The sequence below is a fragment of the Halochromatium sp. genome (genome assembly GCF_046541315.1).
Classification (GTDB): domain Bacteria; phylum Pseudomonadota; class Gammaproteobacteria; order Chromatiales; family Chromatiaceae; genus Lamprobacter.
Genome location: NZ_JBKHDN010000069.1, coordinates 1 through 12,809, shown reverse-complemented (window position 1 = coordinate 12,809; position 12,809 = coordinate 1). Strand labels below are relative to the sequence as shown.

At 67.9% G+C, this 12,809-nt stretch carries 12 protein-coding genes; 3 read left to right on the top strand and 9 right to left on the bottom strand.

The window, feature by feature from the left end; translation table 11 throughout:
* Window positions 1-117 precede the first annotated feature (117 nt).
* Window positions 118-741 (top strand): class I SAM-dependent methyltransferase, encoded by a 624-nt coding sequence (locus tag ACLFQI_RS06620; RefSeq protein WP_410758111.1) that lies wholly within the window; start codon window positions 118-120, stop codon window positions 739-741.
* 236 nt (window positions 742-977) lie between these two features.
* Here the strand turns inward: ACLFQI_RS06620 and ACLFQI_RS06615 are convergent, their stop codons facing one another.
* The 9 genes from ACLFQI_RS06615 to ACLFQI_RS06575 form a co-directional block, all read right to left on the bottom strand.
* Entirely contained in the window at window positions 978-1,952 is a 975-nt protein-coding gene (locus tag ACLFQI_RS06615) for an alpha/beta fold hydrolase (RefSeq protein WP_410758110.1), read from the bottom strand.
* Window positions 1,933-3,123, bottom strand: a complete 1,191-nt coding sequence (gene menC, locus ACLFQI_RS06610; protein ID WP_410758109.1) for an o-succinylbenzoate synthase — start codon at window positions 3,121-3,123, stop codon at window positions 1,933-1,935. Before menC ends, ACLFQI_RS06615 begins: the two co-directional genes overlap by 20 nt.
* An 83-nt stretch (window positions 3,124-3,206) precedes the next feature.
* Window positions 3,207-4,130: a 1,4-dihydroxy-2-naphthoate polyprenyltransferase gene (locus ACLFQI_RS06605; protein ID WP_410758108.1), complete on the bottom strand. Its 924-nt coding sequence runs from the start codon at window positions 4,128-4,130 to the stop codon at window positions 3,207-3,209.
* Between the two features lie 76 nt (window positions 4,131-4,206).
* On the bottom strand, window positions 4,207-5,055 hold the full coding sequence (gene menB / locus ACLFQI_RS06600) for a 1,4-dihydroxy-2-naphthoyl-CoA synthase (protein WP_410758106.1): 849 nt from the start codon (window positions 5,053-5,055) through the stop codon (window positions 4,207-4,209).
* A 23-nt stretch (window positions 5,056-5,078) separates the two neighbouring features.
* Window positions 5,079-6,971, bottom strand: coding sequence for a 2-succinyl-5-enolpyruvyl-6-hydroxy-3-cyclohexene-1-carboxylic-acid synthase (gene menD / locus ACLFQI_RS06595; RefSeq protein WP_410758105.1), 1,893 nt, complete (start codon window positions 6,969-6,971; stop codon window positions 5,079-5,081).
* 32 nt (window positions 6,972-7,003) lie between these two features.
* Window positions 7,004-8,440, bottom strand: a complete 1,437-nt coding sequence (locus ACLFQI_RS06590) for an isochorismate synthase MenF (RefSeq protein WP_410758104.1) — start codon at window positions 8,438-8,440, stop codon at window positions 7,004-7,006.
* Window positions 8,441-8,548: 108 nt separating this feature from the next.
* On the bottom strand, window positions 8,549-9,496 hold the full coding sequence (locus tag ACLFQI_RS06585) for an alpha/beta fold hydrolase (protein WP_410758103.1): 948 nt from the start codon (window positions 9,494-9,496) through the stop codon (window positions 8,549-8,551).
* Window positions 9,497-9,586: 90 nt separating this feature from the next.
* On the bottom strand, window positions 9,587-10,237 hold the full coding sequence (locus ACLFQI_RS06580) for an SOUL family heme-binding protein (RefSeq protein WP_410758102.1): 651 nt from the start codon (window positions 10,235-10,237) through the stop codon (window positions 9,587-9,589).
* A 177-nt stretch (window positions 10,238-10,414) separates the two neighbouring features.
* Window positions 10,415-10,570, bottom strand: coding sequence for a hypothetical protein (locus tag ACLFQI_RS06575; RefSeq protein ID WP_410758101.1), 156 nt, complete (start codon window positions 10,568-10,570; stop codon window positions 10,415-10,417).
* Window positions 10,571-10,742: 172 nt separating this feature from the next.
* Here ACLFQI_RS06575 and ACLFQI_RS06570 point away from each other — a divergent pair, with 172 nt between their 5' ends.
* Window positions 10,743-11,465 carry a response regulator gene (locus ACLFQI_RS06570; protein ID WP_410758100.1) on the top strand — a complete coding sequence of 241 codons (723 nt, stop codon included), beginning with the start codon at window positions 10,743-10,745 and terminating at the stop codon, window positions 11,463-11,465.
* Between the two features lie 12 nt (window positions 11,466-11,477).
* Window positions 11,478-12,803, top strand: coding sequence for an ATP-binding protein (locus ACLFQI_RS06565; protein WP_410758099.1), 1,326 nt, complete (start codon window positions 11,478-11,480; stop codon window positions 12,801-12,803).
* The last annotated feature ends 6 nt before the right edge of the window (window positions 12,804-12,809 follow it).

The following is a 12,809-nucleotide window of genomic DNA, read 5'->3' as shown; positions in this document are numbered from 1 at the left end:
CAAACACCGCCTCCACGCGAACCCTGAAATCAGGACAATAACCTCCATGTCCGCGTCTTGGTGACATGCTCAGCGCGACTGTCCGATGTTGTTGACGCCATTCATCTCGCGCCCATGATCCGAAGCTACATCTACGATGCACTGATCCTCAGACTCACGTCCCAGTGGTACGCGGCGGTGCTCAAGCGCCTGCCCGAGCGTGCTGCGATGCTGGACGTCGGCATCGGCACCGCCGGGGCCCTGCTGGCGAACGCCGATCTGGTCGAGCGCAAGGGGCTGCGCGTGACGGGCATCGATATCGATGCCGACTACGTCAAGCGTGCCCGGCGAAGGCTGCCGAATTCCCCGCTCGCGAATCATGCCGAGGTTCGTCTCGAATGCGTCTACGATCACCAAGGCGGTCCCTACGATGCCGTGTACTTCTCCGGGAGCTTCATGCTGCTGCCCGAGCCGGAGCGGGCGCTGCGGCATTGCTCGGCGCTGTTGAGCGAGGACGGACGTCTGTACTTCACCCAGACCCTTCAGATGCGGCCCGACCGCTGGATGGAGATCCTCAAGCCGATGCTGAAGCGGGTGACGAGCATCGAGTTCGGGCGCGTGACCTATGAGCCTGAACTCAGGGCGCAGATCGATGCCGCTGGCCTGGAGCTTGAGGAGCTAACGACCTTGGCGCGCCACGGGAGCCGGGCGTTCTGCATTGCCGTGGCCAGGCCTGCACTGAATCAACGGATCCGGCGCTGATGAATCCCCGGAGTGCGCCGTTCTATCGCCATACGTCGAAATACCTCGAAACTCAGCCGCCAGGTGTTACGCTTCTTTCGCCACACGTCGAAAGTGAGCCGCCAGGTGCTGCGCTTCTTTACACGCGCGTTTCTCAAGCCGGCCTCGCCACAGCTCTATGAGACGCAGCTGCGCCCGTTATTGATGACGTCCCTGGGAGGGGGAGCCGGACACCGGTGTACCGAGATCCGCAGCGCTCAGGCTGAAGGCGACGTGTCCCAGGCCCCGGGCGGACGTGTTGGCAAGGGATGAGCTTGGGCCGCAGCCTTTGTGATCCCGGACCCAAGGAACAGCGCCCGCAGTTGCTCAGGCGCTTCGAGCAAGGGGTTGTGACCGACGCCGGGCAGCGAATGCAGCCGCAACGCTGGCCGCCAGCGTCCGACTTCGCGCGCCAAGGCGCTGAACTTGCGATCCTCGGCACCGGTGACCCAGTGCAGCGCGCCGGGAAACTGGATGATCGTCTCGCGCATGGCCGGCATCTCGGCCAGCCCATGCACGGAGAGCGAGGCCGCGAGCCCGGTTGCGGATTGACTCAGACGCCGTTCGCGTTGCCGGGCCAAACGCGACGCGGGCACCGATGCCTGCGTTGCGAACAGCGGCAAGGCCTCCCAGGCCTCGACGAAGGCGGCGAGGCCCGGTTGCTCAAGCCGCTCGATCCAACGTCGATCGGCGGCCCGGCGGCTCGCCCGCGCTTGCGGATCGGCCAAGCCGGGGTGCGCGGAGAGGATGATCGCCGTGCGCAAGCGCTGCGGCGCCAACCGCAGCAGGCCGAGCGCCAGACGAGCGCCGAGCGAATAGCCGACGACGCGCTCGATCGAGGCCGGCAAGGCTGCGAGCAACCGCTGCAGTGACTCATCGAAGGTCCCTTCTGGCGCAACGCTGCCGCCATGTCCCGGCAGATCGATGGCCAAAGCCGGCGCCGGTGCTGAGCGCGGATCGGTCTCCAGGACGGGTTCCGGCACGGATGGCGGCTCCAGCTGCGAATCCGCCTCCGGCTCCGTGTCCGTCGTCGGCCAGCAGTCGAGCCAATCCTCGGCCAGGCCGGTGAAGCCGTGCAGCAAGAGGACGCGTGGCGGCTCATCGACTGCGCGGGGACCAATCTGAATCCCACGCAAGCCGTGCGCGGCCAACGCGGGAAACGCATCGAGGTTTTCAGAAGGAGACGGGCTCATCGACAGCACGTTGCGCGGGCGAAAAGCCGCTTCCCGGCCGCTTGGGCAGCTGGATGTATCCCCGCGCGATCGCCGGCGCGGCCCCCAGATCAGCCGCCAGCCAAATACCGGTGGCCAGCCCGTGGGCGAGCGGGGAGCCGGTGGCGGCCGCGAGCTGCGCGCTACTCCAGAGTCCAGCGGCGGATTCGATCAAGCTGGTGATGACGACCTCCAGGCCGGCCGACCGCGCACGCCGAGCCAGCGCCAAGGTCGGCCGCAGGCCGCCGACGATCCCCGGCTTCAGCACCAATCGACGCAGCGGCAGCTGTTCCGGGTCGAGCGGCCAGCCACGCGCCGGCAAGGATTCATCGACCGCCAACGCGATCGGGGTCCGTGCCTGCAAGACGCGGAGTTCGGCATCGGTGGCCGCAGCGCAAGGCTCTTCGAGCGACTCGATCCAGTTTGCCAGCGGCAGCAGATCGTCGAGCAGTTTGCGCGCCGTGGGCAGGCTCCAAGCGCGGTTCGCATCCAGCCGCAAGCGCGCCCCCGGGGGGAGCCGCGCGCAGAGATGCCGGATCGCCGCGAGTTCCTGTTCCACCGGCGCCACCCCCACCTTGACCTTCAACACCCGAAAGCCGGCCGCGAGCGCCGGATGCAAGGCCTGCTCGGCGCCCTGTTGCGCAGCCCCAGGGATCTCAGCGGACACCTGATCCGACGCATCATCGGAGACTTGATCAGGCACCGCGGGCTGCGAAGACGCGGCCACTGCACCAAGGGCGGCGTTGATCTCGATCTCCGAGGTCGCTTTCGACGACCCAGCGCGAGACCCGTCACCGAGCAGAGACTCGCGCAACGGCAGCCGGCCCAGGCGCGCGGAGAGATCGAGCAAGGCTGTCTCCAACGCGGCATCCGCTGCGGGCGTTGCCGATGGAACCGCGTGTTCGAGCAGCGCGAGCTGCGTCTGCAATGTGCACTGGCCGTGCTCCCTGATCCAAGTCGATAAACGCTCGGCAGCGGCCAGCGGCGTTTCGGTCCCGGCCTCGGGCAGAGGCGCGCAATCGCCATAGCCGCAGCAACCGTCGCCGCTCGCCTGCACCAGCCAGCCCGCGCGCTCGCGGCGAACGCCATGCGCCGTGCGCCAAGGCCGGCGTAACGGCAGCCGATAGGGTATTCGCTTGAGTTGCAGCAGCATGGCCTCACGCGATCAAAGGAAACGCGGATCATCGCCCCGTTCCATGGGGGCGGCTGCCGGACGGAAGCCAGAAACCCAGCGACTCAGGCCCTGAGCAGCAATCCCAGCCCGACCAGGAACGTCAACACCAGCTGGTACTGACCGGTGCGCGCCAACAGCCGATTCAGCGCCCTGCCCTCGCGGCGCCAAAGCTGGCGGATCAGCAGCAGCGCCAGCGGCAGCGCCAGCAGCAGCGGCCAGCCCCGCACCGGCAACCCGCCGACCAGCAGCACCGGCACCGGACTCAGCAGCAGCAGCGCGTAGACCAGGCGCGCGTTTGGGCGGCCGAGTAGATGGCAGAGGGTGCGTCGACCGGCGATACGATCGGTGTCGAAGTCCCGATAGTTGTTGAGCAGCAGCACCGCCGCCGCCGGCAGCCCGAGCGCGAGGCCGAGCACGATGGCCTGCCCCGAGAGCGTCAGGGTCTGGAGGTAATAGGTGCCGCCGACCGCCGCGATGCCGAAGAACAGGAGCACGAACAGCTCGCCATAAGGGCCATAGGCAATCGGTTTGGGACCGCTGGTATAGGCATAGCCGGAGGCGATCGCGGCGACCCCGAGGACGAGAATCGGCCAGCCGCCGCGCACCACCAGCAGCAGCCCGAGCAGGAAACTGGTCAGGAACACCAGATGCGCGGCGCGCTTGACCTGTGCCGCGCTGAACCAACCCTGCGCGGCGGCGCGTGGCGGGCCGAGCCGATCGGCGGTATCGGTGCCGCGCTCGAAGTCGGCGGCATCGTTGTGCAGATTGGTGCCGATCTGGATCCCGGCCGCCGCGAGCAGCGTCGCCAGCGCGGTGAAGAACGCCAAGCGTCCGTTCTGCGCCACCGCCAGGAACAGGCCGGCGAGCACCGGCGAGAGCGCCAGCGGCAGGGTGCGCGGTCGCGCCGCCTCGATCCAGCGCCGCAGTCGCTCGCGGGGCGGAGAGGCGCCGCTTGCGGGCGCCGATATGCGAGGAGTCGATTCCATAGCCAATGCCTGCAAAAGACCTTGCGTTGCGCTCAAAAGGCGTTCGATGGCCTCTGAGGCGATTGCCGTCGAGCGCCTAGGGACGCCGCCGGAACGGCCCAAAGTCCGGCGCGCGCTTCTCGAGAAAGGCATCGCGCCCCTCTTGCGCCTCGGCGGTCTGATAGAAGAGCCCGGTCGCATTCCCGGCCAGTTCCTGGATGCCGGCAAGACCGTCGCTGTCGGCATTGAACGCGGCCTTGAGCAGGCGCAGCGCGGTCGGCGAGTGGCGCAGCATCCGTCGGCACCAGTCGACCGTGGTCGCCTCCAGCTCGGCGAGCGGCACCACGGTATTCACCAGCCCCATCCGCAGCGCCTCCTGGGCATCGTACTGGCGGCACAGGAACCAGATCTCCTTGGCCCGCTTGAGGCCGATGGTGCGCGCCATCTGGCCGGCGCCGAAACCGGCGTCGAAGCTGCCGACCTTGGGCCCGGTCTGGCCGAAACGGGCATTCTCGGCAGCGATGGTCAGATCGCAGATCAGATGCAGCACATGGCCGCCACCGATCGCATAACCGGCCACCATCGCCACCACCGGCTTCGGCAGGGTGCGGATCTGGCGCTGCAACTCGAGCACGTTCAGGTGCTCGGTGCCGGCCGCGTCGCGATAACCGCCATCGCCGCGGATGCGCTGATCGCCACCGGAGCAGAAGGCCAGCTCGCCGGCACCGGTGAGGATGATGACGCCGACCTCGGGGTCCAGATGCGCGCGGTGGAACGCATCGATCAGCTCGAGCACCGTCTCCGGGCGGAACGCATTGCGCACCTGCGGACGGTTGATGGTGAGCTTGGCGATGCCCTCGGCGCGATGCATCAGGATGTCCTGATAGCCGGGCTCGGTCACCGCTTCCCAGGCGATCGGCGGGCGCTGTTGTTGTTCGTCGTTCATGCTGTTCTCACTGTTACCAGGTCTCAGTAAGGCGCTTGCGGGCAGGCGGCACGTCGCACGCGCTCCCAGAAGGCCAGGTGCGCGCGGCGACTGACCTCGGGGTCGATCCGGCATTCGATTAGGCCCGGCCCGAGCCCGACCGCGCCGAGGGCGCGTTCCAATGCGTCACGATTCTCGACCCGCCAGTGCCGCAAGCCGCCGAGCGCGGCCAAGGCTTGCAGCTCCACGGCTTGCGGCGTCTGCCAGAGGCGCTCGTAATCCGGCAGTCCGCGCTGCGGCAGATAATCGAAGATATGGCCGCCGCCATTATTCAGCACCAGCAGCGGGCGGTCGAGCCGCGCCGCCAACAAGAGCCCGCTGAGATCGTGGCAGAACGAGAGATCCCCGGTCAGCCCCCAGCACGGCAGCCCGGCTTGATTGACGCCAGCCAGGGTCGAGAGATACCCATCGATTCCGCTGGCGCCCCGATTGCCGAGGAGGATCACCCGCCGCCCGCCGGCACGCCACCAGGTATCGAGCTGGCGGATCGGCATCGAGTTGGCGCAGAACAGGGCTTCATCGTCGGGGATCGCGGCCCTCAGCGCCTGGATCACCTGCGCCTCGCTCCAGGGCAAAGTTGGCGCTTGCCCAAGGTGGGCGTCAGCGAGCCGCCAGGTCTGTTGCTCGGCAGCCTGCCAATGCGCCAGCCAATCGGGATCGGGCTTGACCGCAGCCTGCACGCGCAGCGCCTCGCACACCGCCGCAGCCGGATATTCGAGCTGGACCAGCGCATCCTGGCTCGGGTCGGACCAGACGCCGGCCTCGGAGATCAGGATCGATGGCACGCCTTCGAGCCAGTCGCCGAGCACCTTGGAGACCGGCGCACGCCCGATGCGCAGCACCCAATCCGGGCGCAGCGCGCGCGCCAGCGTCGGGTTGCGCAAAAAGGCATCATAGGCGCCGATGCGGGTCTCGACGAGCGCGCCGCCGCGTAACCCCGACAGCGGATCGACGAGCACCGGCAGCCCCAAGGCCTCGGCGCAACGCCAGAGCGCTGGCGACAGACTCGGCTGCGTGGCCATGCTGACCGGCGTGCGCGGTTCCGCGCCGGGACCACAGAGGATCAGGCCCCGGCCAGCCGGCCACTTGAGGCGCTTGATCTCGGTTCCAAGCCTCTCAGGGTCTGCCTGGATCATCGGCTCAAGAGAGTCGTTCGCCCCCCAGCCTGGCACCGAGGTCCCCAGATCCTCGGCGACCCCCCCGCCCGAGACGCGGGTCCGGGTGTCCTTGCCGGCCGCCAACGGCTCGGCGCAATCGGCCTCTGGCACCAGCGGTTCGTCGAACGGCAGATTCAGATGCACCGGCCCCGGTCGCTTGCCGCTGCTGACCAGCGCCACGCGCCGACCCAGCGCGCGCTGCGCCTTGAGCGCCGCCGCCCCGGCCTGGGGCAGACCGGGATCATGGAAGGCGCGCACGAAGGCGCCGAACAGCCGCGTCTGATCGATGGTCTGATTCGCCCCCCAGCCGTGCAGTCGCGGCGGGCGATCCGCCGACAACAGCAACAACGGCAGCCCGGTCTCGGCGGCCTCGATCACGGCCGGATACCAATGCGCCGGCGCGCTGCCGGAGGTGGCGAGCAGCGCCACCGGGCGCAAGGTCGCGCGCGCCAGTCCGAGCGCGAAAAAGGCCGCGCTGCGCTCGTCCAGGATCGGTGTCAGGCGCAACCGACCGGCGGCCTCGAGGCGTTGCGCCGCGATCAACAGCGGCGTCGAGCGCGCGCCCGGCGAGAGCACCAACCGCGCCAGCCCGGCGGCGATCATGCCCTCGAGCAGCGCGCTGGCCCAGCGCAGGTTGAGACAGCCGGGCGCGGCATCCGACCCGGCATCCCATGCTGGCGGATCGGTCGGATCGGCGTTAGCGGCGGGCCTGCGGCTCATACGTTAGCTCACACGCTGGCTCACACACTGGCTCATGCGTATTGCAGCGCACTGAGCATGGCACGCAGCTTGGCCTCGGTCTCATCCCACTCGGTCGCGGGATCGGAGCCGGCGACGATGCCGGCACCGGCATAGAGTTCGGCGCGGTTGCCGCAGACGCGCGCGCAGCGCAGCAGCACCCACAGCTCACCGCTGAGATCCGGCTCCAGGGTGCCGGCGGCACCGGTGTACCAGCCGCGCTCGAACGGCTCGCTGCGCCGCAGCCAGGCGCTCGCGTCATGGCGCGGTTGGCCATTGGTGGCTGGCGTGGGATGCAGTCGTTCGGCCAAGTCGAAGACATCGACCCCGGCATCGGCACAGGCGCGGATCGGGCTCCAGAGATGCTGCGCATTGCTCAGTTGCATCAACTGCGGCTCGGCCGGCGTCTGGATATCGCGGCAACAAGGCCGCAAGGCGGCGCGGATCGCATCGATGACGAAGCGATGCTCGCGCAGATTTTTGTCCGAGGCCCGCAAGGCCTCGCCGAGAGCGGCATCGGCGGCGGTATCGGCGTTGCGGTCGGTGGTGCCGGCGATCGCATCGACCTCGAGCGCGCGGCCTTGCTGGCTGAGCAGACGCTCCGGCGTCGCGGCGACGAAACTCGAACCCTGCCGACGCAGGTTGACCACCTGACAGGAAGGGAACAGGCAACTCAGCACGCCGAGCAACCGATCGACATCGAAACGACGGCTCCCGACCACATCCAAGCGCCGCGACAGCACCACCTTTTGCAGCGAACCCTCGTCGATCGCGCGCAGCGCCGCGTCGACCAGCGCCGCCCATTCCGACTGATCGGGCTCGGCGAACTCGTGGCTGAGACCCGCCGCCATGAGCGGCCCCTCGACCGGGCGATAGAGCCACGGCACGAGTTCATCGAGGGCCGCGCTCCAGCGCTGCAACAGCGCCTCAGCGGTCTTCGGGCGCGGCGCCGAGAGCACCAGCGCGGCCGCGCCCGTACTGGCCCGCACACCGATCTCGGGCACCCAGAGCAACGCGTTCGGCAGATGGTCCTCGATCATCGGCGCCGGCTCGGGACTGGCGGCGAAGCCGAGCATGGCAAAGGCCTCGAAGCCGGTCTCGTCGGGATCGGCGCGATCCCAGTGCGCGCGCAGGGCCCGCCCCGAGGCGGCCAGTTGCCGCAACCGATCGGCGCCTGCCGCGTGCCATTCGGCGGCCGTGCCATAGCCAGCGCGCAGCTCGTCGCGCTGGACATGACGAAACTGGAACTGCGCCCCGGTCAACTGCGGCAACGAGCTGGGCACCCGTGGCAGCGCGAGCAACAGCGAGACCAGTCCGCGCCCCGCATCCTCGCCGACACCAAGGCTCGAGGCGAGCGGCAGCATCTCGATGCCCTCGGCGAGCCTGGCCTTCAGTTGGTCGAGCACTTGCAGTGGAGCGAGCACGTCAGGGCGCGTCCTGATCGCTGGCATGGCGCGGCATCGACCGTCATGCCCCGCCGGCCCAGGGCGGCTGGCGCCAGCACCGCGTCCAGCACCGGACCCGAAACCGAGCAGGGCGAAACGCCGGCCACCCTGGACTCAACCCCGCGCCGCCCAAAAGGCGTCCAGCGCCGCGACGCATTCCGTGGTGCGCTCCCATTGCGGAAGCCCCAGGGTCGGCTCGATGCGCACCGCTGTCCAGTTCGGATGCTCGGCGACGAATGCGGGCAGCAGATCGAAACCGACGTTGGCATCGCGATCGTAGAGCACCAGCACCGGCACCTCGACCTTCGCGTACAGCGTCTCGGTCGCCTCGCGGGTGAACAGCTGACCGGCGAGGAACCGATAGGGCGCGTGCCGGGCGCCGGGCTGGCGCGAGGTCGCATAGGCGTATTCGACCATTTCCTCGGGTGGCTTGCCGACATAGCTACGCTGCAGGAAGTAGCGGATGCTCGGGCGCTGGGTCAGCAGTCGATACAGCCCCTGACCGAGTCCGGGCAGGGTGAAGACCCCATGCATCGCCTGGCCGACGCCGCCGGAAGGCAGCTTGCGCACGCCAAAGCCGGTCGGCGACAGCAGGCCCAGGCTGAGGAAGCGCTCGCTGGCGCTGAGCGCGGCCCGCGCGGCGAATTCGCTGCTGAGCGAGAAGGCGACGACATCCGCCGGCTTCTGTACCACGTTGGTCAGGAAGGCGACGATGGCGTTGGCATAGAGTTCCGGCGAATAAGGCCGATCACTGCGGTCGGAGAAGCCGAAGCCAGGCAACTCCGGCACATAGACCCGCCGGGTGGCGCGATAATGGTCGTACAGCGGCTTCATCTCGAAGGCGCTCGGTGCCGCGTTGATGCTGTGCAGGAGCACCAACGGCTGGCCGTCCTCGGGCCCGCCGACGTAATAACTGATCTCTTTCAGATGCGCGGTCGCAAAGCAATCGCGCGTGGCCTCCAGGGCCTCTGGCAGTTCGACCTGCCGGCGCATCGGCGCGCCCGCGACCATCGTTTGCTGGCCGAAGCCGTGACCGACACGCGCTCCCGTGACTACGGACATGGGATTCACCTAAATACTGTTTGGGATAGCGGAAGTTTCCAGAAGCAGCCGTTCCAGGCCGCTTCGGTCAAGCATGCCGGGCGCGGCGGGTCAGTCGCGTGCGAACGGCGCCGAGCCATCGTCGGCGACCTCGACCAAGACCTCATTGCGGCGTAAGAACCCAGGCACGAAGGGGGCATTGTAGCGCGCGAAGATCGGCGCGCCGATGATTGTTGCGCCACTCGCCGCGAGCGCCTCCAACAGCGCGGCCTCCTGCTCGCGATAGCGCGCCTCGCCCCAGCCGCCGCGATAGCGGCGCACGGCCAGCAGGCGAGCCGGCAGTCGCTGCAGCGAGACGCGCTCGTCGGCCGGCGGCGGCAGATAAGACAACGGATATTCTCTCGGCATCACGAACTGGACCCGCCAGGCCCGCGGCGCCGTCGTGGATGTCGATGCGGATCCAGCCGCGGACGGCTCATCCAGCGGCTGTTGATTGACCGGCGCCATCATCGGCAGGTTGCGCCCACCGCGATTACCGCCCTTGATATAGCCGAGCAGCGGTTCGAAGGCACGTTCGCTGGCCTGCTCGAAATCGGCGTTCACCCGAACCTGGGCGACATTGAAGGGGGGGTAGCGGCGCAGCTCGAAGCCATCGCCCTTGGCGACGACCTCGAAATCGGGCTCCGCCACCGAGAGGAGCGCGAGGGCCAGCATCACCAGCGGGATCAGGAGCGCGATCGCCATCAGCGCTTTGCGTTTCATGTTCAAGGATCGAACCGGTCTGTCAAGGAGCTGACCGGCGATTCAACCATGGCGGGCGCGCGCGCGCGTTGTCCACCGTCAAACGGCGGCGGCCAGACAAAAAAACGGCCACCGCGACATCTGTCGTCCCGGTGGCCGAAGAGGCTTGCTGCCCAGAAAACGTGTGATTCGTGCTATCTATCGATCCTGCGATGTCATCGCGACGAGGCGCTCGTCACCCGGCCTGCTCGGCTTGGACGAGACGCGGTCGTTATGCCAGACCAGACCGATCAAAAAGCCCCCGCTCAGCAGGGCAACCAATAAACCACCTACCGTCAACGCATCGAAACTCATACAACACCTCCGTTGCGTGCATCCATTTTAGAGAGAAGAACAGGGTTCTTGTCCCGAACCCAGGGGCACTCGGTGATGAGTATCGCCGCAGGCAACGCCAAAGGTATTTCAGCATATACTTATGCTGTAACAGTGTGTAACAACGAGCCCCGGAGACGCCCAGGAATCTGCGATGAACAGCGACGACCCAAGCGCGAGGACGCAGGTGCTCGTCGTCGACGACGATGCCTCGCTGCGCGAATTACTCCAGGACTATCTGCAGCGCGAGGGCTTCAAGGTCAGCGGCGTGCCCGATGGCGTCGCCCTGTTCGAGCGGCTGGCGGCGCGCAAACCGGACATCATCATCCTCGATCTGATGCTCCCCGGCGATGATGGCCTGACCATCGCCCGGCGCCTGCGGCAACAGACCCAGATGCCGATCATCATGCTGTCCGCACGCGGCGATGAGATCGATCGCATCGTCGGTCTCGAGGTCGGTGCCGATGACTACCTGGCCAAGCCCTTCAACCCGCGCGAACTGCTCGCGCGCATTCGCGCCGTGCTGCGCCGGCCCGCCCACGGCGGCAACGATGGCGCGTCCGCGGGCCAGTTCAGCTTTGGGCCCTATCGCCTCGAACCGGCCAGTCGGCGGCTGACCCGCGATGGCGAGCGCATCGCCCTCACCGGCAGCGAATTCGACCTCTTGCGGATCTTCGCCGAGCATCCGAATCGAGTGCTCGACCGCGATCGCCTGCTCGATCTGCTCAAGGGCTATGAGCGCAACCCGTTCGATCGCAGCATCGACGTTCAGGTCGCCCGCCTGCGCGCCAAGATCGAACCGGACAAGAAGGCTCCCTGCTATATCCGCACCGTTTGGGGTCGCGGTTACATCTTCACGCCGGCAGGCGAGATCTAAGCCCCGGCACGCATGCGTCCACCCGGCTCGCTCTTCACCCGCGTGCTGCTCACCTTGGTGCTGAGCTTCGGGAGCTTCGCGCTGATCACCTTCGGCTCTGCGCTCTACTATGTGCTTTACCCGGTCGTGCAGCGCTCCACGGCGGATCTCGCCGCCATCATCGAACTCTCCGCACGCACCCTCAGCCTGCTCCCGCAACAGGCGCGGGCGGACTACCAGGCCAGACTGCTCGATGAGTATCAGGTGCGACTGCTGATCGGCTCAGAGCCGCCGCGCGAACTCGACAACTTTTTCTACCCCTATGTCGTCCGCTTGAGCCAGGCGCTGAGCCGGCGCATGGGGCAACCGGTACAGATGCAGAGCAACCTGATCGATGGCCGCCGCTGGTTCTGGGTCGATCTGGAGACCTCGGCGGGGACGATCTGGGCCGGCATTCCACGCGATCGCATCGGTACCCGACCGCTGATCGGCGCGGTGGTCATCTGCGCGCTCGCGGTCTTGCTGGTGCTGGTCACCGCCGCCATCCTGGCCAGACGCGTCACCGCCCCGCTGACGCGACTCGCGCGGGCCGCCGAGGAGGTCGCCAAGGGCCGCTCGCCAAAGCCCCTCCCCGAAAGCGGGCCACGCGAGCTGGCCAACCTGGCGCGGCAGTTCAACGAGACCAGTCAGCAGGTGCGAGAACTGCTTGCCGACCGCACCGTGCTCCTCGCGGGCATCTCGCATGATCTGCGCACCCCGCTGACCCGGCTGCGGCTGGCTCTCGAGATGCTGCCGGCGGAGACCGATCCCGCGCTCAGTGCCCGCATGCAGCGCGATATCGAGGAGATGAGCGCGCAGATCGGCCAGGCTGTCGAACTCGGCGGTACCCTGGGCGCTGGCGAGCGCCACCGCGCGGACCTGACACAGCTGATCAGCGAGGTGGTCGGCAACCGACCCCGCATCCTCTGGCGCCCGCTCGGACGCTGTATCCACTCGGTCAACGCGCCGGCGCTCAGGCGCATCCTCGGCAATCTGATCGAGAACGCGCTGCGCTACAGCACCGCCACCGTCGAGGTCCGGCTCGACTGTCGCCACCAGACGCCGGCGTTGTTCGTGCTCGACCGCGGCCCCGGCATCCCGGACGAGGAGCGCGAGGCGGTGTTCCGCCCTTTCTACCGGCTCGAACGCTCGCGCAACCGCAGCACCGGCGGGTCCGGGCTCGGCCTTGCGGTGGCGCGCCAACTCGCGATTGCCAATGCAATGGAGATCGAACTCGCGAATCGCGACCAGGGCGGCCTGATCGCCAGCATCCGGCTGCCGACGCCACGCGCTGGCGACGACACCGAGGGGGCGCACTGACGCTGG